A 20,174-nucleotide genomic window follows, 5' to 3' on the forward strand; every position below is an offset into this window, starting at 1 on the left:
TTACTCAGAGTTAAGTGACGATAGCCTAGGAGATACACCTGTACCCATGCCGAACACAGAAGTTAAGCCCTAGAACGCCGGAAGTAGTTGGGGGTTGCCCCCTGTGAGATATGGAAGTCGCTTAGCTCTAGGGAGTTTAGCTCAGCTGGGAGAGCATCTGCCTTACAAGCAGAGGGTCAGCGGTTCGATCCCGTTAACTCCCATAGGTCCCGTAGTGTAGCGGTTATCACGTCGCCCTGTCACGGCGAAGATCGCGGGTTCGATTCCCGTCGGGACCGTAATAACGAAAGTTATTTGACTCGTTAGCTCAGTTGGTAGAGCAATTGACTTTTAATCAATGGGTCACTGGTTCGAGCCCAGTACGGGTCATATTTGCGGGTTTGGCGGAATTGGCAGACGCACCAGATTTAGGATCTGGCGCTTAACGGCGTGGGGGTTCAAGTCCCTTAACCCGCATAATAGAAATCAGCCGGCTTAGCTCAGTTGGTAGAGCATCTGATTTGTAATCAGAGGGTCGCGTGTTCAAGTCATGTAGCCGGCATTTTTTTTAGGTTAAAGCAGAGTCGATGCGAACGTAGTTCAGTGGTAGAACACCACCTTGCCAAGGTGGGGGTCGCGGGTTCGAATCCCGTCGTTCGCTTAGAGAGGCCGGGGTGGCGGAACTGGCAGACGCACAGGACTTAAAATCCTGCGATTGGTAACGATCGTACCGGTTCGATTCCGGTCCTCGGCATATAATGATGAGCACCCTTAGCTCAACTGGATAGAGTACCTGACTACGAATCAGGCGGTTAGAGGTTCGACTCCTCTAGGGTGCATTAACAATTTAATTCGGGAAGTAGCTCAGCTTGGTAGAGTACTTGGTTTGGGACCAAGGTGTCGCAGGTTCGAATCCTGTCTTCCCGATTGATGGCGGTGTAGCTCAGCTGGCTAGAGCGTCCGGTTCATACCCGGGAGGTCGGGGGTTCGATCCCCTTCGCCGCTATAATGATCTTGTTGGACCTTTAGCTCAGCTGGTTAGAGCTCTCGGCTCATAACCGAGTGGTCGTAGGTTCAAGTCCTACAAGGTCCATTGAAATGATGGAGGATTACCCAAGTCCGGCTGAAGGGAACGGTCTTGAAAACCGTCAGGCGTGTAAAAGCGTGCGTGGGTTCGAATCCCACATCCTCCTTTATTATTAACGCGGGATGGAGCAGCTCGGTAGCTCGTCGGGCTCATAACCCGAAGGTCGTAGGTTCAAATCCTGCTCCCGCAATATTGGCTCGGTAGCTCAGTTGGTAGAGCAATGGATTGAAGCTCCATGTGTCGGCGGTTCGATTCCGTCTCGCGCCATTTTTTATTAAGTATCATGCGGGTGTAGTTTAGTGGTAAAACTACAGCCTTCCAAGCTGTTGTCGCGAGTTCGATTCTCGTCACCCGCTTTGAACTTTGTTCAAGTACCAAGTTTTTGACTTGGGCGCGTAGCTCAGGTGGTTAGAGCGCACGCCTGATAAGCGTGAGGTCGGTGGTTCGAGTCCACTCGTGCCCATTAATAGGAGAATTACTCAAGAGGCTGAAGAGGACGGTTTGCTAAATCGTTAGGTCGGGTAACCGGCGCAAGGGTTCGAATCCCTTATTCTCCGTAATTAGAGCTTGTTGGCTCTTTTTTTGTGTCTTTAATTATCAAATTTTCCTTCTTTGACGACTGTGGTTGAGTGATGAATTCTTACTATCTGGAGCGAAACAAAATGGTTCGCTCTTTTTGTTTTCAAATTTAGGGAGATTCTAGGTTTAATTTTATTAAAGTCACGGAGTATAAAAGTATCTTTTAATGATTTCGTGGCTTTTTCCTAGCTTTTATCTTTCATTTATATTTTATTCTTTCAATGCGTTAATGGTCTTTTCTTTAATTTTCTGTAAGCTTTTATAATAATTTAACTCTATTATTGGTTAGCTTTAAATAATGGTTTAATCTCTTTTGTTATACGTCCTATAGGATTTCTCTACAATATATTTAGCTATATAATATTTATTGAAGGTGTATCGAATATAAGAATTATTGAACATATTTACTTAGTATTTGTATATATAAGATTTCGTTATCTTACCGCAACTCTCAAATATTTGATATAATGTAAGCAAAGCTATGGTCACCATTAATTTTATGAGGAGATTTTTATGGGTAATAGAAGTATAGTAGGAAGTCTGTTTATTCTTATATTTTTTTTTTTTTACAGTTGGTTGTAGTAATCAAAATTCTGAGCTTTCTAGTAAAGATATTAGTTTATCTACTTCAATTACTAGTAACGAGATAAAGTCTGGGGAGTCTAAGAAAGATTATAAAGATTTGTACAAGTCAGTTTTTGATGATTACCAAAAGATATTTTCTACTTCTCAAGATCCAACTGCAATTTCAAATCTTTATCAAAGTTTAAAAGCTACTGAACGTCCTATCAATAGTTGGTCTCTTGAAAATGCCATGAATCGTTCAGATGATATGCGTTATTCCTTTGTTGATTTAAATGATGATGGCGTCGAGGAGTTACTTATAGCAGATCTTAATTTAAGTGGAAAATATTTTTTGACTGGGGTGTATTCTTTACAAGAAGGTAAACCTGTTCTCTTAGCAGAAGGTTTTGCTGCAGGACATGGTGGATCTAGGAATGCGGCAATTATTTATCAAGGTGGGGAGATTCTTGAATTAAGTTGGTCGTCAGGAACTGGTAAAGGTTATGGAACTCTTTATAAGTTAAATGAAAAGCAAAAGGGGGCTAGTAAACTTCAGGAAAAAGAATTTCAAATAGAATCTAATTATATTGGATCTAATTTTGGAAAAACTGAATCTGATCAAATTGATCTAAGAGGTTTTGATTGGCAGAAATTTGAAAACTCTACTAGTACGACCATTTCGGGAGAAAAGCAAAAAGCTCCTTGGAATGCCAATAAATCTGCTAAATTAGAAGCTTTTATTAAAGGCTGGGGAGAAAGACTTGGTCAACCTAATTACAAAAAAGGAATTGCTGGTGGAGATGTCGGTGCTGATAATCTCTATACCTTTGGTGATGGGCCGAGTGAAAAAATAAATGCGGAATACTCGGATACAGGTTTAGGGAACGCTAAGTACAGAATCGTGGAGCGCTATAGTAACTGGGATAAATATCCGGAAGTGCACAGCTACTTCTTTGCGATTACTAACACAGGAGAAGCGATTGTCTTTCATTCACCGACAACTAATGGTGGGATTATGTACTTGAAACCAACCGAAAATACAGAAATACAAGCAGAGTTCAAACGCTTGGTTGAAGAAGAGTAATGAAAAAAGAGTTTAGCCTTGGCTAAACTCTTTTTTTTTAAAAGTTAATATTTCGATATCGAAATAGTTGACAGATGTAATTCAGGGTGTTACAATAATTCAAAAGGTTCGATATAGAACAAAAAGGAGACAAAATGGACAAGATGTTAGGAGGCTATCAAGCTCTACAGATTCGATTGCTAAATGGGCGTATCTTTCAAAAACTCTTGAGCAAGGAACCAGATGCTCAATACAGAAGTGAGCAAGGAAAAATTTTAACGATTTTGTGGAAGCAAGAGTTGGGGTGCGCTACTGCGACAGATATCGCTCTTGCGACGGGTCTAGCCAATAATACATTGACCAGTATGGTTAAGAAATTGGAAGAACAAGGCTTGGTCACTATTCAACCTTGCACGCAGGATAAAAGGAAAAAATATATCTCTTTGACAAACCTCGGTTGGGCGCAAAAAGAAATTGGAGACCGTGTCAGCAAAGAACTAGGAGAGATTTTTTATCAAGGCTTTTCGGATCAAGAGATCCGAGAATTTGAGGCCTATCAAGAGCGAATTATCTCAAATCTAAAAGCTAAAGAAAATGAAATCTAGGGAAAGGAAGTAACAGTTATGATTGGAATAACAGGTGTAACAGGGAAATTAGGCTCTTATGTGGCTGATCTTATAGATCAGCAAGGAATTGCTTCTATCCATCTGGCAAGAAGTCCAGAGCGTGCAAAAGTCTACGCGTCTGCAGAAATCCGTAAAATAGTGTATGCCAATACTCCAGAGATGGTTGAGGCCTTAAAGGGTATCGATACCTTGTTGATGGTCTCTGCTCGGGAAAATCCAGAGCGTGTCAAGGAGTTTTTAGATGCTGCAAGACTAGCAGGGATACAACATATCGTATATACCTCCTTTTATGGGGCAGATGAGAAGGCAACTTTCACTTTGTCTCGAGATCATGCCCAGACGGAAGCCTATATCAAGGAGTTAGGGTTCACCTACACTTTTTTGAGAGATAATTTTTACTTGGACTTCTTGATTGATCTTGCGCTTGAAAATGGAGAAATTCGTGGTCCGGCCGGCAATGGCCTGGTATCAGCTGTTGCCCGTAAGGACACATCTAGGGTTGCAGCAGAAATTCTTTTAAATCCTAAGGAGTGGGAAAATCAAAGCTTGAATCTGACAGGGCCAGAGGATCTTTCCATGGAAAAAATCGTAGCGCTTCTCTCAAAGGAGACCGGTAAGGACATCACGTATCTAGATGAATCAGTAGAAGAAGCCTATGAGTCACGAAAAAAATGGCCAGCACAAACTTGGGAGTACGATGCATGGGTCAGTACCTATACAGCGATTAAAGCTGGCGAACAGGCTGGGGTTTCAACAGATATCGAAAAAGTTCTAAGGCATCCAGCAAGCAGCCTTTTGGATATTCTTAGAGATAGAAAACTTATTGAGGAAAAAAATGATTGAATACAAACATGTAGCCTTGCGCTATACAGAAAAGGATATTTTAAAAGATGTTAATCTCCGCATTGACAATGGAGAATTCATGGTACTAGTGGGTCCTTCAGGATCTGGGAAGACCACTATGCTTAAATTGATTAATCGTCTTTTGGAGCCAACAGATGGTGATATCTACATGGATGGGAAGCGTATCAAGGACTATGAGGTGCGTGAGCTCCGTCTCAGTACCGGCTATGTCCTCCAAGCCATTGCCTTATTTCCTAACTTGACAGTTGCGGAAAATATTGCTCTCATTCCTGAGATGAAGGGCTGGAGCAAGGAGAAAATTGCTTCTAAAACAGAAGAACTCTTGAACAAGGTTGGCCTGCCTGCTGCAGAGTATGCAAATCGCATGCCTAGTGAATTATCGGGTGGGGAGCAACAGCGGATTGGCATTGTACGAGCCATCATTGGGGAACCAAAAATTCTATTGATGGACGAACCTTTTTCAGCCTTGGATGCCATCTCTCGCAAGCAGTTGCAGGCTCTTACAAAAGATTTACATAAAGAATTCGGCATGACGACCATCTTCGTTACTCATGATACGGATGAGGCCTTGAAATTAGGCGACCGAATTGCAGTGTTGCAGGATGGAGAAATTCGTCAGGTGGCAGCCCCTGAAACAATTTTACAAGCGCCTGCGACAGACTTTGTAGCAAACTTGTTTGGAGGTAGCCTTCATGTCTAATTTGATTTCAACATTTCAAGAGCGTTTTGGGGAATGGGTAACAGCTCTAGGACAACACTTACAATTGTCTCTTTTGACCTTATTGGTTGCTATTTTTCTGACTATCCCACTTGCGGTTTATCTAAATGGTCATAAAAAAGTGGCGAATTGGGTGCTACAAGTTGCGGGTGTCTTCCAGACCATACCCTCAATGGCTTTATTGGGTCTCTTTATTCCTTTCATGGGAATTGGTACCTTACCAGCCCTCACAGCCCTTGTCATTTACGCTATTTTCCCGATTTTAGAAAATACGATTACAGCCTTGAACGGCATTGATCCTAGTCTTGAGGAAGCAGGGATTGCTTTTGGAATGACCAAGTGGGAGCGACTCAAGAAGTTTGAAATTCCACTTGCCATGCCTGTCATTGTATCGGGGGTTCGTACAGCAACTGTTATGATCATTGGGACAGCAACTTTAGCTGCTCTTGTGGGAGCTGGTGGATTGGGCTCCTTTATCCTTTTGGGAATTGATCGTCGGAATGCTAGTCTCATTTTAATCGGTGCAATCTCATCAGCCATCTTGGCCATTCTCTTTAATGTTGTTCTCAAATGGTTGGAAAAGGCAAAGTTGCGTACAATTGTTGCAGCCTTTGCTGTTATGGTGCTTGGTTTGGGAGCAAGTTATGCTCCAAGCATGATTCCAAATAAAGAGAAAGAAAATCTGGTTATAGCTGGAAAGTTGGGACCTGAACCTGAGATTCTCATGAATATGTATAAACTTCTCATCGAGGAAAATACGGATATGACGGTGACGGTCAAACCTAACTTTGGGAAGACAGACTTTCTTTATCAAGCGCTGAAAAAAGGGGACATTGATATCTATCCAGAATTTTCTGGAACAGTGACAGAGAGTCTCCTTCAACCATCTCCACAAATTGGGCATGACCCAGAAAAGGTTTACGAGGTGGCTCGTGATGGCATTGCCAAACAGGACCAACTAGCCTTTCTTAAACCCATGGCTTATCAAAATACTTATGCTATAGCAGTTCCCAAAAAAATTGCGCAAGAATATGGGCTTAAGACGATTTCAGACTTGAAAAAAGTAGAAGGACAGCTCAAGGCGGGATTCACTCTGGAGTTTAATGACCGTGAGGATGGAAACAAGGGCTTGCAGTCTGTTTATGGATTGAATCTCAATGTGGCAACCATGGAGCCAGCTCTTCGCTACCAAGCCATCCAGTCAGGTGACATTCAAATTACAGATGCTTACTCAACAGATGCTGAAATTGCTCGCTATGATTTAGTGGTTTTGGAGGATGATAAACAACTCTTCCCTCCATACCAAGGAGCTCCACTGATGAAAGAAGCTCTTCTCAAGAAACATCCAGAGTTGGAAACGGTGCTTAATAAATTAGCTGGTAAGATTACAGAAAGCCAGATGAGCCAGCTTAACTATCAAGTCGGTGTCGAAGACAAGTCTGCTGAAGAAGTAGCGCATGAGTTTCTCCTTCAAGAAGGAATACTTAAGCAATAATCAAAGGAGTATTAGTTTATGAGTATACAAAAAAGGATCAAAAGATCCTTTTTTTTTATTGTACCAATGCTAACAAGATGGTAAGCACCAGTGCAATTCCAATTCGAATCAGATGGTGGGCTGGATGGAAGTTTTCTTTTTGTTTGCCATTCCAATAGGCTCCGTAGCAAATTAATCCACAGCCAATCAGCCAAAGAGATAGTGCGATAATCGGCAAAAAGAAGTAGAGGAAGATAGATAAGGTCGCAAGGCTACTTCCGATGAGGAGAAGCCGATTTCCTAGGAGATTCCTGCCTTTTCTTAATTCTGAAAGGCTAGCCAATAAATGAAGAAGAGGAAAAGCAAGAGCTAAGAAGATTATAAAAATAACAAGAATAATAACGATGTTCATAGGATTTACTTTCTAGCTAGAATAATGATAATTTATTTTTGTTTGGTTGTCATCTCCATGACGTCTAAGTAAAATCTCACGACTTGCTCTTCCTTATAAGATTTTCCTTTTTTGAGCCACCAGGTCAATGTTTCGATAAAGTTAGTTACCACAAAATGCTTGAGATAAGAAGCAGGAATATTAGGATAAGAAGCTTGCAAGTCCTCTATAACCATGGGGTAGACGTGGTGTTCCAATTCTTTCTGCAATTGACGGAGGAAGTAGTCATTTTTTGAGAAAAGGAGGCTGGTGACGTGGTCCTGGTTTTTCTTGAAATGTGAAAAGATATGAGACAAATAAGCTTCTGTAGTTATATTTTCCTCGCGTTCAAAAAGATGATGAAAGAGATAGCGGCAAAGCTCATCTAGGAGTAATTCCTTACTTTCATAATGGCTATAAAAGGTGGAACGACCGACATCTGCTAGGTCAATAATCTCCTGAACAGTGATGGATTCAAAATTTTTTTGGTTTAGTAATTGTAAAAAAGCAGTATAGATAGCTTTTCGTGTCTTGGTAATGCGACGATCTTGACTAGTCATATGGACACTTTGAACAAACTGTTCAGTAACTTACAAAGTAAACAGTTTGCTCCTATCCTTTCTGTAATGAATGTTAGATAATGATAATGAACAAGATGTTCATGAATCTATTATATCAGAGGAAACAGGATTATGAGGACAAAACATGCAGTTTGGTTAGCTTTTTTCTTAAATTTGAGTTATGCTATTGTTGAATTTATCGCAGGAGGGATTTTTGGTTCTAGTGCGGTCCTTGCTGACTCTGTCCATGATCTTGGAGATGCAATCGCAATTGGGATATCAGCTTTTCTTGAAACCATCTCCAATCGTGAAGAAGATAGTCATTACACCTTGGGTTACAAACGGTTTAGCCTTCTAGGTGCCTTGGTAACGGCTGTGATTCTCATGACAGGCTCTGTTCTGGTTATCTTAGAAAATATAACGAAACTCTTTCATTCACAACCTGTCAATGATGAAGGAATCCTCTGGTTAGGAATCATAGCGGTCAGTATCAATATATTGGCGAGTCTAGTAGTTCGTAAGGGAAAAACCAAGAATGAGTCTATTTTGAGCCTGCATTTTCTGGAAGATACTCTGGGTTGGGTGGCTGTTATCCTAATGGCCATTGTTCTGCGATTTACCGACTGGTATATTCTGGATCCGCTCTTATCTCTTGTCATCTCTATCTTTATTCTGTCAAAAACTATTCCTCGTTTTTGGTCTACGCTCAAGATTTTCCTCGACTCCGTGCCAGAAGGAGTGAATATCAAGCAAGTCAAGAGTGATTTGGAGCAACTGGACCACGTTGCTAGTATCAATCAGCTAAACCTCTGGACCATGGATGGTTTGGAAAAAAATGCCATTGTGCATGTTTGTTTAAAAGAGATTGAACAGATGGAGGTTTGCAAAGAATCGATTCGAAGCATACTCAAAGATTTTGGTTTTCAAAATATCACCATTGAGGTTGATGCAGACCTAGAAACTCACCAAGCCCATAAGCGAAAAATTGAGGAGTTGGAAGTAGGTCAAAGTCATGGACATGAACATCATCATTGATGAGGCGTAGTATAAATAAGCGAAAGCTTGATAAAAAGTGTATACTTAGAGTAGTAAGAAACAGAGAGGATTGTTTTTATGAAATCAGCAGTTTATGGTAAAGCAGGACAGATTGGTCTTGTTGAAGTGGAGCGTCCACAAATTAAGGAAGCAGATGATGTTATTATCCGTATCGTTAGAACTTGTGTCTGCGGTTCGGACTTATGGACATATCGTAATCCTAATATAAAAGAAGGCCGTTTGAACAGTGGTCATGAAGCTATCGGAATTGTCGAAGAAATTGGAGAGGCTATCACGACAGTGAAACCAGGAGATTTTGTCATTGCTCCATTTACACATGGTTGTGGGGAATGTGATGCCTGTCATGATGGCTTTGATGGAACTTGTGATCGTCATTTGGGTAATAGCAACTGGTCTACTGGTGTTCAAGCAGAGTACATTCGTTTCCATTATGCGAATTGGTCCCTAGTCAAAATTCCTGGGCAACCTTCTGACTATACAGAGGCTATGCTCAAATCTTTCTTAAGTCTAGCAGATGTTATGCCAACAGGTTACCATGCAGCGCGTGTGGCTAATGTGCAAAAAGGTGACAAGGTGGTCGTTATCGGGGATGGTGCTGTGGGTCAATGTGCAGTTATCGCAGCCAAAATGCGTGGTGCATCGCAAATCGTCCTCATGAGTCGCCACCAAGACCGTCAACAGATGGCCTTGGAGTCAGGTGCGACAGCTGTTGTAGCTGAGCGTGGTGAAGAAGGGATTGCCAAGGTCCGTGAAATCCTTGGTGGTGGAGCAGACGTGGCTCTCGAATGTGTTGGAACAGAAGCGGCCATTGACCAAGCTTTAGGAGTGCTTCATAATGGAGGGCGCATAGGATTTGTCGGTGTGCCACACTACAATAACCGTGCCCTTGGTTCGACCTTCGCCCAAAATATCTCAGTGGCAGGTGGAGCAGCCTCAGTTACTACTTATGACAAACAAGTTTTGTTAAAAGCTGTCCTTGATGGTGATATCAATCCAGGCCGTGTCTTTACCTCAAGCTACAAACTAGAAGATATTGACCAAGCTTATAAGGACATGGATGAACGTAAGACTATCAAGTCTATGATTGTGATGGAATAAAAAAGAAAATCCTAATAGAGTATGGAAATCTCTATTAGGATTTTTTATGTTCAGCTATTGTGCTTAATGCAAGGTACTTTCTCTTAAAGTTAGTTTGGTTCCTAGCATAGTAAGGCTTGGAATTTTACGTCCATGAAGGACTTCTCTGTTCAAAATATCCATTCCTGTTCGTCCCATTTCCTCGGTGTAGACTGTAATACTGGAAAGTGGTGGGAACACTTGCTTGGTTAGAATGGTATCATTAAAGGAAATAATACTGACGCGCTCCGGTATGCTGATGCTGGCTTCTTGAAGGGCGCGAAGGGCACCAATGGCCAAGCTATCACTGGCTGCAAAAAAGGCCTGTGGAAGCTTCTCTCCTAATTTTTCTATAGCCTCTTTCATTAAGTCATATCCAGATTGGGCAGTAAATAGACCTTGGAAAACGAATTTCTCGTTATAGATTCCCTTTTCTTGTGTATAGGATTTAAAGTAATCTAAGCGTTTATCTGCGATGACTTCTTCTTGGTCAGTAGTAGTTTCAAGACCGGATAGGATACCAATTTTCTTAAGTCCGTGGTCTGTAAAGTAATCAACCACCTGTCTAACAGCATTATTAAAATCTGTAATGACACAGGTATGGCCCAAGGCGATGGTGTCACTATCAAGAAAAACTAGAGGTTTTTGATATTCTTCAAATGAGGCAATCTGTGCTTGGCTGAATTTTCCAATACAAAGAATTCCAATAACTTCTTCGCTAAGCGTGAATGGTTGGTCATTGAAATAGCGCAAGATCTCGTAATCTAACTCTTGGGCTCTGTTTTCAATTCCTAGTCGAATCTGATAGTAGTAGAGGTCCTCCAACTCACCTTGTTCGCTGACCCACTGGATGATGGCAATCTTTTGTTTGAGTTTATGAGATTCACCTGTTTTGAGATGTTTGGTATAGCCTAGTTCTTCGGCAACAGTTAAAATACGATGTCGGGTTTCTTCTGTGACAGATAGACTCTGATCGCGATTGAGGACACGGGATACAGTTGCGATTGAAACAGAGGCTAGCTGAGCGATATCTTTGAGTGTAGCCATAATTCCCCTCCTTTTTAGGTTATTATAGCATATTTTTCTTCCTTTTTACTCATAGTTTAGTAAAATATCGGTAAAAATATTGACCTAAGCAAAACCCTTGGGTACAATAGAAGAAAACGATTACAGGATAAACTTTTTTACCTAATATTTCGTAAAAGGAGAATTCATATGACACAACATCTTACTGCTGAAGCACTTCGCAAGGATTTCCTTGCTGTTTTTGGTCAAGAAGCAGACCAAACCTTTTTCTCACCGGGCCGCATCAACTTGATTGGGGAACATACTGACTATAACGGTGGTCATGTTTTTCCAGCAGCTATTTCACTCGGAACCTATGGAGCTGCTCGTAAGCGTGATGACCAAGTCTTGCGTTTCTACTCAGCAAACTTTGAGGACAAAGGCATCATCGAAGTGCCTCTAGCTAACCTTAAGTTTGAGAAAGAGCACAACTGGACCAACTATCCAAAAGGTGTCCTTCATTTCTTGCAAGAAGCTGGGCATGTGATTGATAAAGGGTTTGATTTCTATGTCTTTGGGAATATCCCAAATGGAGCTGGTTTGTCTTCTTCAGCATCTTTGGAGCTTTTGACAGGTGTCGTAGCAGAATACCTCTTTGACCTAAAATTGGACCGTCTAGACTTAGTTAAAATCGGAAAACTAACAGAAAACAACTTTATCGGTGTTAACTCTGGGATTATGGACCAGTTTGCTATCGGTATGGGGGCAGACCAACGTGCTATTTACCTAGATACTAATACGTTAGAATACGACTTGGTTCCTCTTGATTTGAAAGACAATGTTGTTGTTATTATGAATACCAACAAACGCCGTGAACTTGCAGATTCTAAATATAATGAACGCCGTGCTGAGTGTGAAAAAGCAGTGGAAGAACTTCAAGTTGCCTTGGATATCCAGACTTTAGGCGAGTTAGATGAGTGGGCTTTTGATGAATATAGCTACCTGATCAAAGACGAAAATCGTTTGAAACGTGCTCGCCACGCAGTTCTTGAAAACCAACGTACCCTTAAAGCGCAAGCAGCACTTCGAGCGGGAGATTTGGATAAGTTTGGTCGTTTGATGAATGCGTCTCACATTTCTTTGGAACATGACTACGAAGTGACTGGCTTGGAATTAGATACCCTTGTTCATACGGCTTGGGCTCAAGAAGGTGTTCTTGGTGCTCGTATGACAGGAGCAGGTTTTGGTGGTTGTGCTATTGCCTTGGTTCAAAAAGACGCTGTTGAGTCCTTTAAAGAAGCTATAGGCAAGCACTATGAAGAAATCGTTGGCTATGCTCCAAGCTTCTATATCGCTGAAGTTGCAGGTGGTACTCGCGTTTTAGACTAGGAGAGAAGGATATGGAAGCTGTAATATTTGATTTAGATGGCTTATTAGCCGATACTGAAATCATTTCTCTAAAAGTTTATCAAGAATTGCTTAGAGATTTTGGAATTCCTTTCACAGAAGAAACTTATTCTAGAGACTACAGTGGACATAGGGAAGAGGAGAATGTTCAACGATTTTTGGACACCTATGATTTACCTTGGAACTTTGACCAAACCTTGGCAAAAGTTTATGAACTGGAAGCTCAAATCTTAGCTCAAGGTGTAAATTTAAAAAAAGGTGCTAAAAATTTGCTTACTTATTTGCAAAAAGAAGGCATTCCAATCGCTTTAGCAACTTCAAGTGTTGAACCTCGAGCTAGAATGATATTGGATAGCAATGGGATACTATCCCTATTTGACCATCTAGTTTTTGCAAAAGATGTGAAGCGAAGCAAACCTTACCCTGATATATTTTTAAAGGCTTGTAGTGATTTGAACGTTTTACCAGAGAATTGCTTGGTACTAGAGGATAGTGAAGCAGGGATTGAAGCGGCGTATAGAGCTGGGATTCCAGTTATTTGTATTCCAGATTTAAAAATACCAGCACAGTCTTTCTTAAATAAAACAGAACAAGTTTTTCAGGATTTGGATGCTGTTAGAGACTATTTAGAAAGTAAGAAGGAGGTTTTCTAGTGACCTTAGTAGAAACATTTGTTACCAAAGTCATTGCAGAAAGCACCTTTGAAGAGTTGGATCGGATTTATCTGAGCAATCGCGTCTTGGCACTGGTGGGAGATGGAGTTCTTGAAGTTGAGACTGACCAAGATGATTTGATTGAACTAAAAGATCAGCTTGTTGAGGAAGCAGTTCGCTTGGAAACGATTGAAGATAGTCTGGCTGCGCGTGAAATTCTCGGTGCTGAACTTATGGACTTGGTAACCCCTTGTCCAAGTCAGGTTAATCGAGATTTTTGGACAACCTATGCCCAGTCACCAGAGCAGGCAATTGCAGACTTCTACCAACTAAGTCAGAAGAATGACTACATCAAACTAAAGGCCATCGCAAAGAATATTGCTTATCGTGTTCCGTCTGACTACGATGAACTCGAGATTACTATCAATCTATCTAAACCTGAAAAGGATCCAAAGGAGATTGCGGCAGCCAAGTTGGTCAAGTCGAGCAACTATCCTCAATGTCAGCTTTGTATGGAAAACGAAGGCTATCATGGTCGTGTCAATCATCCAGCTAGAAGCAATCATCGCATCATTCGTTTTGATATTTCTGGGCAGGAGTGGGGCTTCCAATATTCTCCCTATGCGTACTTTAATGAGCACTGTATTTTCCTAGACAGTCAACACCGTCCTATGGCTATCAGTCGCCAAAGTTTTGAGCGTTTGTTAGCAATCGTAGAGCAGTTCCCAGGCTATTTTGCAGGCTCGAATGCGGACCTACCAATTGTTGGTGGTTCAATCTTGACCCATGATCATTACCAAGGTGGGCGACATGTATTCCCAATGGAAGTGGCGCCTTTACAGAAAAGTTTTACCTTTGAAGGTTTTGAATCTGTCAAAGCAGGAATTGTTCAGTGGCCTATGTCTGTGATTCGATTGACCTCAGATTCTAAAGACGATTTGACCAATCTTGCTGAGAAAATCTTACTTTCTTGGCGTCAATACTCAGATCCAAGTGTTCAGGTCTTGGCGGAAAGTAATGGAACACCGCATCACACTATCACACCGATTGCGCGTAAACGAGATGGGCAGTTTGAGTTGGACTTGGTCTTGCGAGACAACCAGACATCGTCAGAGCATCCTGACGGCATCTATCATCCCCATAAGGATGTTCAACATATCAAGAAGGAAAATATTGGCTTGATTGAGGTTATGGGCTTAGCAATCTTGCCACCACGCTTGAAGGAAGAAGTGGAGCAAGTAGCAGCTTACCTGGTTGGAGAGGATGTTTTAGTAGCAGATTATCACCAAGAATGGGCAGATGAGTTGAAAGAATCCAATCCTAGATTGACTGATAAAGACCACGCTCTTGAAATCGTCCAAGAATCTGTTGGTAAAATCTTCGCTCGGGTATTGGAAGATGCAGGGGTTTACAAGCAAACAGAAGAAGGACAGGCAGCCTTTATGCGCTTTGTAAATCATGTTGGACTTATGCCATAGTGTCAGGACCTTCCTCTTGCATACTAGTATAAAAAGTAGTATGATAGCGTTTGAAAGACTAGGAGGAATGTATGAAGGATTTTCACTTTGATGCCATATCAGCATTTGAAAATTATGAAATCAAGGAGATGAGAGATGGTCGTGTCACCGTAACTACCAAGGTCGTGAACTCTTCTCTTAACTATTATGGCAATGCCCACGGAGGTTATCTTTATACTCTGTGTGACCAAATCAGTGGCTTAGTCGTTATTTCTCTTGATTTAGATGTTGTAACCTTACAGTCTTCCATCAATTACTTAAAAGCAGGATATCTCGGAGATGAATTGACCATCAAGGGAGAGTGTGTCCATAAAGGACGTACCACCTGTGTCGTCGACGTAGACCTCATCAACCAAGATGGGAAAAATGTCTGCAAAGCAACCTTTACCATGTTTATAACAGGTGAGCGCTCAGAAGAAAAAAGAATTAGAATTTAGAAATATAAAAAAGAGGCTTATGCCTCTTTTTTATATTTACTTTTTCCGTCTAGTGCTCAATTATCTTATTCACTAAATCTTAAAAAATAGCCATCTGGATCTAAAACTGCAAATTCATGTGGATAGATATATTGTTCGCCAACTCGAAATTCTCTTTTAGTCAAAGGACGATGAATAGGATAGTTAGACTCGATTACTTTCTGATAGAGTCGAGGGACATCCTTTATGCCAAAGGAAATGTTGATTCCACGACCAAAGGGGTAGGCCAGTTCAGCTAGCTCCTCCTTTGTCCCCTCTTCTAGCATTAGCTGACAATCTTCAAGAGATAAGAAGAGGAAATTTTCTTCTGGTCGCTCGTATTCGATTGTAAAACCCAGCAAATCGCAGTAGAAGGAACGTGACTTTTCTATATTTGATACCATAAACTCGGGAATAACTGCATTGTAGTCCATAAAGAAAATCCTTACAATTCAATCTCTAAAACAATTGGTGCGTGGTCTTGGCGTGCGCCTGAGTCGATCATATCTGACTTGGTAACCTTATCTGCCACACGGTTACTTGTGAGCCAGTAGTCGATTCTCCAGCCTGTGTTGTTGATTTTTGAAGTCTTGCTGCGTTGTGCCCACCAAGTGTAGCGTTCTGGAACATCGCCATGGACATGGCGGAAGGTGTCAGTAAATCCTTTGGCTAAAAGGTTTGTAAATCCTTCACGTTCTTCGTCTGTAAATCCTGGTGAACGACGGTTGCTGGCTGGGTTGGCAAGGTCAATTTCCTTGTGGGCAACGTTGTAGTCACCTGTAGCAAGGACTGGTTTTTGCTTATCTAGTTCAGCCAAGTATTCCGCATATTTGACATCCCAAATTTGACGCTCTTCCAAACGTTTGAGGCCATCCCCAGCATTTGGAGTGTAGACCTGACTCACGAAAAATGTATCAAATTCCAAAGTAATGATGCGGCCTTCCAAGTCCATAGTAGAAGGTGCGCCAATCTCTGGGAAGCTGATAGTTGGAGTCAGTTCTTTCTTATAGAGGAACATAGTTCCAGCATAGCCTTTACGGGCAGGCTCTTGAGAAGAGCGCCAAGTGTTTTCGTAGCCTGGGAAGAGTTCTTCCAACACCTCAAGGTGTTTTTTAGTAGGACCTTTAGCTGAAAGCTTGGTTTCTTGGATAGCGATGATATCAGCGTCTTCGGCGACCAAAGTTTGGAGAACGTCTTGAGACAATTTCGCACGCGCAGAGTCACTCGTCAACGCTGCATTGAGGGAATCAATGTTCCATGAGATTAGTTTCATAGTGTGTACCTTTTCATTCAGATTATAGACAATATTATACCAGAAAAAGAAGTAATTCCCCAGCGTATAGTTTGAAAAATCAAGGTCATTCCTTTATAATAAAGATTGATTTTATGTAAAGGATTGAAATTAAATGAAATTTTACTCCTATGAATATTTTTATCGCTGAGTATGACAAAGTTCAAGTGAGTGTCGTCACATATGAATAAGAAAAACCTGGGGTTCATGCCTCAGGTTTCCATTTGTTATTAGAAAGGAATATTATGTCCATCATCCAAAAACTTTGGTGGTTTTTTAAGTTAGAAAAACGTCGTTACCTAGTCGGAATTGTAGCTCTGGTCTTAGTTTCTGTACTAAACCTCATCCCACCTATGGTTATGGGGCGCGTGATTGATGCCATCACTTCGGGACGATTAACACAGGATGAGCTCCTGCTTCATCTCTTTTATCTCCTGCTAGCAGCTTTCGGGATGTACTATCTGCGTTACGTTTGGCGCATGTATATCCTAGGAACCTCCTATCGACTTGGGCAAATCATGCGTTCAAGACTATTTGAACACTTTACAAAAATGTCGCCTGCTTTTTATCAGAATTATCGAACAGGGGATTTGATGGCTCATGCAACCAATGATATCAATGCTCTGACTCGTCTAGCCGGTGGTGGTGTTATGTCTGCGGTAGATGCTTCTATCACAGCCTTGGTGACTTTACTAACCATGCTCTTTAGTATTTCTTGGCAGATGACCTTGGTTGCCATTCTTCCTTTGCCATTTATGGCCTATGCGACTAGTCGTCTGGGGAGAAAGACCCATAAAGCTTTTGGGGAATCGCAAGCAGCCTTTTCTGAACTCAACAATAAGGTTCAGGAGTCTGTAGCAGGTATTAAGGTAACCAAGTCCTTTGGCTATCAGTCTGATGAATTGGCATCTTTTCAGGAAGTTAATGATTTGACCTTCCAAAAGAATCTGCAAACCATGAAATACGATAGTCTCTTTGACCCTATGGTTCTGCTTTTTGTTGGTTCTTCTTATGCCTTAACTCTCTTAGTGGGTGCCTTTATGGTGCAAGCAGGACAAGTAACTGTCGGGAATCTGGTCACTTTTATCTCTTACTTGGATATGCTGGTCTGGCCTTTGATGGCGATTGGTTTTCTCTTTAATATCACTCAGAGAGGAAAAGTTTCCTACCAACGTATTGAGAGCCTCTTGTCCCAAGAGTCACCTGTCAAAGATCCAGAATCTCCACTGGACGGGATTGAAAATGGGCGTTTGGACTATGCTATTGATCGTTTTGCCTTTGAAGACGAGGAGACGCTGAAAGATATTCATTTTAGTCTCGAAAAAGGGCAAACTCTAGGCTTGGTTGGGCAAACTGGTTCAGGAAAAACAGCTTTGATTAAGTTGCTCCTACGTGAGTATGATGTTGACCAAGGAGCTATTTATCTAAATGGCCATGACATTCGTGACTATCGACTAGCTGACTTACGTAGTTTGATGGGTTACGTCCCACAGGATCAATTTCTCTTTGCTAGCTCTATCCTAGATAATATCCGCTTTGGGAATCCCGACCTACCTTTCTCAGAAGTAGAGAAAGCAACTAAGCTGGCTCAAGTCTATCAAGACATTCAAGCCATGCCCCAGGGATTTGATACGGTTATCGGCGAAAAAGGTGTCAGTCTATCTGGTGGACAAAAGCAACGTCTGGCTATGAGTCGGGCTATGATTTTAAATCCTGATATCTTGATTTTAGATGATTCCTTGTCAGCTGTAGACGCCAAGACGGAGTTCGCAATCATCGATAATCTCAAGGAAACTCGCAGAGATAAAACGACCATTATCACTGCCCATCGTCTCAGTGCAGTTGTTCATGCGGATTTGATTTTGGTCATGCAGGATGGTCGTATCATTGAGCGAGGGACACACGAAGACTTACTCGCCTTGGATGGTTGGTATGCACAAACCTACCAGTCTCAACAGTTAGAAATGAAAGGAGAAGAAGATGCGCAATAAACAAGAACAATGGGCTGTATTGAAGCGTTTGTTGTCTTATCTTAAGCCCTATAGTCTCCTCACATTTTTAGCCCTTGCTTTTCTCCTCGCGACGACTGTTATTAAGAGCGTTATTCCATTGGTGGCTTCACACTTTATCGACCAGTATCTAAACAATCTCAATCAGCTTGCTGTTACAGTTTTGCTAGTTTACTATGGTCTCTACATTCTTCAAACCACTGTCCAATATGTGGGAAATCGCCTCTTTGCCCGCGTGTCCTACAGTATCGTTAGAGATATTCGACGTGATGCCTTTGCCAATATGGAGAAGCTAGGCATGTCTTACTTTGATAAAACGCCTGCTGGTTCTATCGTCTCGCGTTTGACCAATGATACTGAGACTATTAGTGATATGTTTTCAGGAATCTTATCCAGCTTTATCTCAGCAGTCTTTATCTTTGTGACAACCCTTTATACCATGCTTGTTCTGGACTATCGTCTGACAGCTTTGGTTCTACTCTTTTTACCCTTGATTTTCCTTTTGATCAATCTCTACCGTAAAAAATCGGTCAAGGTTATCGAAAAAACCAGAAGTCTCTTGTCAGATATCAACAGTAAACTTGCAGAAAACATCGAAGGGATTCGCATCATTCAAGCCTTTAATCAAGAAAAGCGCCTGCAAGAAGAGTTTGATGATATAAATCAGGAACATCTGGTCTACGCTAACCGTTCGGTTGCCCTAGATTCCCTCTTCTTACGGCCGGCCATGAGCTTGTTGAAGCTATTGGGGTATGCGGTTTTGATGGCTTACTTTGGCTATCGTGGTCTTTATCTGGGGATAACAGCAGGAACCATGTATGCTTTTATCCAGTACATCAATCGCCTCTTTGATCCCCTCATCGAGGTAACGCAAAACTTTTCTACCCTTCAGACATCTATGGTGTCAGCAGGTCGCGTCTTTGCACTTATCGATGAGACTAACTATGAACCGGCCCAAGAAGATGGACAAGCCGAGATTAAAGAAGGAAATATCCGTTTTGAACATGTGTCCTTCTCCTATGATGGGAAGCACCAGATTCTAGATGATATTTCCTTTACAGTCAATAAAGGTGAAACCATCGCCTTTGTCGGACATACTGGCTCTGGGAAATCCTCTATCATCAATGTTCTTATGCGCTTTTATGAATTCCAGTCTGGTCGGGTTTTACTTGATGGTGTGGATATTCGTAAGTATAGTCAAGAGGAGTTGAGAAAAAATATCGGTCTGGTCCTACAGGAACCTTTCCTCTATCATGGGACCATCAAGTCCAATATCGCCATGTACCAAGATATCAGCGATGACCAGGTTAAGGCAGCAGCAGAGTTTGTGGATGCAGATTCCTTCATTCAAGATCTTCCTTTAGGCTATGATACCCCTGTGTCTGAGCGTGGTTCGAGTTTCTCTACTGGTCAACGTCAGCTTCTTGCCTTTGCTAGAACCGTTGCCAGTCAACCGAAAATTCTGATTTTGGATGAAGCGACAGCCAATATCGACTCTGAAACAGAAGCCTTGGTCCAAAATTCCCTAGCCAAGATGAGACAGGGTCGAACCACCATTGCCATTGCCCATCGTCTCTCTACTATCCAAGATGCCAACTGTATCTATGTTCTAGACAAGGGACGAATTATCGAGAGCGGCACACACGAGGAACTTTTGGCCTTGGGAGGAACCTATCACAAGATGTATAGTTTGCAGGCAGGTGCTCTTTCCTAGGGAAGAA

At 41.8% G+C, this 20,174-nt stretch carries 18 protein-coding genes, 17 tRNA genes and 1 rRNA gene; 31 read left to right on the forward strand and 5 right to left on the reverse strand.

Annotated elements, in window-relative coordinates; translation table 11 throughout:
* Positions 1-10: 10 nt before the first annotated feature.
* The 23 genes from rrf (at position 11) to ACXYSK_RS00115 (ending at position 6,975) form a co-directional block, all read left to right on the forward strand.
* A 5S ribosomal RNA gene (gene rrf, locus ACXYSK_RS00005) occupies positions 11-126 on the forward strand.
* 4 nt (positions 127-130) lie between these two features.
* A tRNA-Val gene (locus ACXYSK_RS00010) sits at positions 131-203 on the forward strand.
* A gap of 2 nt (positions 204-205) precedes the next feature.
* Positions 206-278 (forward strand) — tRNA-Asp (locus ACXYSK_RS00015).
* 18 nt (positions 279-296) lie between these two features.
* Positions 297-369 (forward strand) — tRNA-Lys (locus tag ACXYSK_RS00020).
* A gap of 5 nt (positions 370-374) precedes the next feature.
* A tRNA-Leu gene (locus ACXYSK_RS00025) sits at positions 375-456 on the forward strand.
* Between the two features lie 12 nt (positions 457-468).
* A tRNA-Thr gene (locus ACXYSK_RS00030) sits at positions 469-541 on the forward strand.
* A gap of 27 nt (positions 542-568) precedes the next feature.
* Positions 569-640, forward strand: a tRNA-Gly gene (locus tag ACXYSK_RS00035).
* A 7-nt stretch (positions 641-647) separates the two neighbouring features.
* A tRNA-Leu gene (locus ACXYSK_RS00040) sits at positions 648-733 on the forward strand.
* Positions 734-744: 11 nt separating this feature from the next.
* Positions 745-818, forward strand: a tRNA-Arg gene (locus tag ACXYSK_RS00045).
* Positions 819-832: 14 nt separating this feature from the next.
* Positions 833-906 (forward strand) — tRNA-Pro (locus tag ACXYSK_RS00050).
* Positions 907-911: 5 nt separating this feature from the next.
* Positions 912-985, forward strand: a tRNA-Met gene (locus ACXYSK_RS00055).
* 13 nt (positions 986-998) lie between these two features.
* Positions 999-1,072, forward strand: a tRNA-Ile gene (locus ACXYSK_RS00060).
* Between the two features lie 10 nt (positions 1,073-1,082).
* Positions 1,083-1,172 (forward strand) — tRNA-Ser (locus ACXYSK_RS00065).
* A 10-nt stretch (positions 1,173-1,182) separates the two neighbouring features.
* Positions 1,183-1,256, forward strand: a tRNA-Met gene (locus ACXYSK_RS00070).
* A gap of 4 nt (positions 1,257-1,260) precedes the next feature.
* Positions 1,261-1,333, forward strand: a tRNA-Phe gene (locus ACXYSK_RS00075).
* An 18-nt stretch (positions 1,334-1,351) separates the two neighbouring features.
* A tRNA-Gly gene (locus ACXYSK_RS00080) sits at positions 1,352-1,422 on the forward strand.
* A 33-nt stretch (positions 1,423-1,455) separates the two neighbouring features.
* Positions 1,456-1,529 (forward strand) — tRNA-Ile (locus ACXYSK_RS00085).
* A 6-nt stretch (positions 1,530-1,535) separates the two neighbouring features.
* Positions 1,536-1,623 (forward strand) — tRNA-Ser (locus tag ACXYSK_RS00090).
* Between the two features lie 635 nt (positions 1,624-2,258).
* Positions 2,259-3,293, forward strand: a complete 1,035-nt coding sequence (locus tag ACXYSK_RS00095; RefSeq protein WP_458625394.1) for a DUF4767 domain-containing protein — start codon at positions 2,259-2,261, stop codon at positions 3,291-3,293.
* A gap of 134 nt (positions 3,294-3,427) precedes the next feature.
* Positions 3,428-3,877, forward strand: a complete 450-nt coding sequence (locus ACXYSK_RS00100) for a MarR family winged helix-turn-helix transcriptional regulator (protein ID WP_458624605.1) — start codon at positions 3,428-3,430, stop codon at positions 3,875-3,877.
* Positions 3,878-3,895: 18 nt separating this feature from the next.
* Positions 3,896-4,741, forward strand: a complete 846-nt coding sequence (locus ACXYSK_RS00105; RefSeq protein ID WP_458624606.1) for an SDR family oxidoreductase — start codon at positions 3,896-3,898, stop codon at positions 4,739-4,741.
* Positions 4,734-5,462, forward strand: a complete 729-nt coding sequence (locus ACXYSK_RS00110) for an ATP-binding cassette domain-containing protein (protein ID WP_458624607.1) — start codon at positions 4,734-4,736, stop codon at positions 5,460-5,462. The genes ACXYSK_RS00105 and ACXYSK_RS00110 overlap by 8 nt, the downstream gene beginning before the upstream one ends.
* A complete protein-coding gene (locus tag ACXYSK_RS00115; RefSeq protein WP_458624608.1) occupies positions 5,455-6,975 on the forward strand; it encodes an ABC transporter permease/substrate-binding protein in 1,521 nt (506 codons plus the stop codon). Before ACXYSK_RS00110 ends, ACXYSK_RS00115 begins: the two co-directional genes overlap by 8 nt.
* Positions 6,976-7,030: 55 nt before the next feature.
* Here the strand turns inward: ACXYSK_RS00115 and ACXYSK_RS00120 are convergent, their stop codons facing one another.
* Positions 7,031-7,366: a glucuronide permease gene (locus ACXYSK_RS00120; protein ID WP_458624609.1), complete on the reverse strand. Its 336-nt coding sequence runs from the start codon at positions 7,364-7,366 to the stop codon at positions 7,031-7,033.
* Between the two features lie 32 nt (positions 7,367-7,398).
* Complete coding sequence (locus tag ACXYSK_RS00125; protein ID WP_458624610.1) at positions 7,399-7,944, reverse strand: TetR/AcrR family transcriptional regulator; 546 nt, start codon at positions 7,942-7,944, stop codon at positions 7,399-7,401.
* Between the two features lie 132 nt (positions 7,945-8,076).
* Here ACXYSK_RS00125 and ACXYSK_RS00130 point away from each other — a divergent pair, with 132 nt between their 5' ends.
* Positions 8,077-8,979, forward strand: a complete 903-nt coding sequence (locus tag ACXYSK_RS00130; protein WP_458624611.1) for a cation diffusion facilitator family transporter — start codon at positions 8,077-8,079, stop codon at positions 8,977-8,979.
* 78 nt (positions 8,980-9,057) lie between these two features.
* Positions 9,058-10,098, forward strand: a complete 1,041-nt coding sequence (locus tag ACXYSK_RS00135) for a zinc-binding dehydrogenase (protein ID WP_458624612.1) — start codon at positions 9,058-9,060, stop codon at positions 10,096-10,098.
* 63 nt (positions 10,099-10,161) lie between these two features.
* Here the strand turns inward: ACXYSK_RS00135 and ACXYSK_RS00140 are convergent, their stop codons facing one another.
* Complete coding sequence (locus ACXYSK_RS00140) at positions 10,162-11,163, reverse strand: LacI family DNA-binding transcriptional regulator (RefSeq protein WP_458624613.1); 1,002 nt, start codon at positions 11,161-11,163, stop codon at positions 10,162-10,164.
* A 168-nt stretch (positions 11,164-11,331) separates the two neighbouring features.
* On the opposite strand from ACXYSK_RS00140, the gene ACXYSK_RS00145 reads away from it, so the two are divergent.
* From ACXYSK_RS00145 to ACXYSK_RS00160, 4 genes are all read left to right on the forward strand, one after another.
* On the forward strand, positions 11,332-12,510 hold the full coding sequence (locus ACXYSK_RS00145) for a galactokinase (protein WP_458624614.1): 1,179 nt from the start codon (positions 11,332-11,334) through the stop codon (positions 12,508-12,510).
* A gap of 11 nt (positions 12,511-12,521) precedes the next feature.
* Complete coding sequence (locus tag ACXYSK_RS00150; protein ID WP_458624615.1) at positions 12,522-13,181, forward strand: HAD family hydrolase; 660 nt, start codon at positions 12,522-12,524, stop codon at positions 13,179-13,181.
* A complete protein-coding gene (locus ACXYSK_RS00155) occupies positions 13,181-14,659 on the forward strand; it encodes a UDP-glucose--hexose-1-phosphate uridylyltransferase (RefSeq protein ID WP_458624616.1) in 1,479 nt (492 codons plus the stop codon). Before ACXYSK_RS00150 ends, ACXYSK_RS00155 begins: the two co-directional genes overlap by 1 nt.
* Before the next feature lie 71 nt (positions 14,660-14,730).
* Entirely contained in the window at positions 14,731-15,135 is a 405-nt protein-coding gene (locus ACXYSK_RS00160; protein WP_006149914.1) for a PaaI family thioesterase, read from the forward strand.
* Positions 15,136-15,200: 65 nt separating this feature from the next.
* Here the strand turns inward: ACXYSK_RS00160 and ACXYSK_RS00165 are convergent, their stop codons facing one another.
* A complete protein-coding gene (locus tag ACXYSK_RS00165; RefSeq protein ID WP_006149816.1) occupies positions 15,201-15,587 on the reverse strand; it encodes a bleomycin resistance protein in 387 nt (128 codons plus the stop codon).
* Positions 15,588-15,598: 11 nt separating this feature from the next.
* Entirely contained in the window at positions 15,599-16,426 is an 828-nt protein-coding gene (locus ACXYSK_RS00170) for an exodeoxyribonuclease III (RefSeq protein WP_458624617.1), read from the reverse strand.
* A 263-nt stretch (positions 16,427-16,689) separates the two neighbouring features.
* Here ACXYSK_RS00170 and ACXYSK_RS00175 point away from each other — a divergent pair, with 263 nt between their 5' ends.
* Both ACXYSK_RS00175 and ACXYSK_RS00180 read left to right on the forward strand, forming a co-directional pair.
* Positions 16,690-18,435, forward strand: coding sequence for an ABC transporter ATP-binding protein (locus tag ACXYSK_RS00175; protein ID WP_458624618.1), 1,746 nt, complete (start codon positions 16,690-16,692; stop codon positions 18,433-18,435).
* A complete protein-coding gene (locus ACXYSK_RS00180) occupies positions 18,425-20,167 on the forward strand; it encodes an ABC transporter ATP-binding protein (protein WP_458624619.1) in 1,743 nt (580 codons plus the stop codon). Before ACXYSK_RS00175 ends, ACXYSK_RS00180 begins: the two co-directional genes overlap by 11 nt.
* The last annotated feature ends 7 nt before the right edge of the window (positions 20,168-20,174 follow it).

Source organism: Streptococcus sp. V919, from assembly GCF_054353475.1.